A 561-nucleotide genomic window follows, 5' to 3' on the forward strand; every position below is an offset into this window, starting at 1 on the left:
GACATCCTTGAGCTCCTGGTAGTCGAAGGGCTTGTCGCCTTGGAAGAAGGCGCGGTCACCGCCGGTGGCGCCCTCCACCACATGGATGAAAGCGAGCCCGCGCGAACCAAGCTGCTCGACAACGTAGTTGAAGATGCGCTGGGGGTCGGTTTCGGTGATGTTGTTGGCAGGGGTTACCGGCGAGATGCGCAGGCCGACGCGACCGGCGCCGATTTCCTTCGTCACGGCATCGACGACTTCCAGCAGGAAGCGGGCGCGGTTCTCGATCGAGCCGCCGTATTGGTCGGTGCGCTGGTTGGTCCCCGACTTCAGGAACTGGTCGATCAGGTAGCCGTTGGCGCCATGCAGTTCGATGCCGTCGAAGCCGGCGACGATCGCGGCACGGGCACCCTTGCGGAAATCATCGACAATGCCGGCGATTTCGGAAGTTTCGAGCGCGCGGGGAGCGGAGGTCTCGGCAAAGGCGCCGGAACCGTTGGGATTGATGATATAGGTCTTGCCACCGGCGGGAATGGCCGACGGAGCAACCGGGGCGCCGCCATTCGGCTGCAGGGACGTGTG

At 64.2% G+C, this 561-nt stretch carries 1 pseudogene; it reads right to left on the reverse strand.

Annotation, left to right across the window (positions count from 1 at the left end):
• Positions 1 to 561, reverse strand: a pseudogene (locus KVS69_RS18645) (alkene reductase); the annotation flags it as partial.

The organism is Stenotrophomonas sp. GbtcB23, from assembly GCF_019091045.1.
GTDB classification, from domain to species: domain Bacteria; phylum Pseudomonadota; class Gammaproteobacteria; order Xanthomonadales; family Xanthomonadaceae; genus Stenotrophomonas; species Stenotrophomonas rhizophila_A.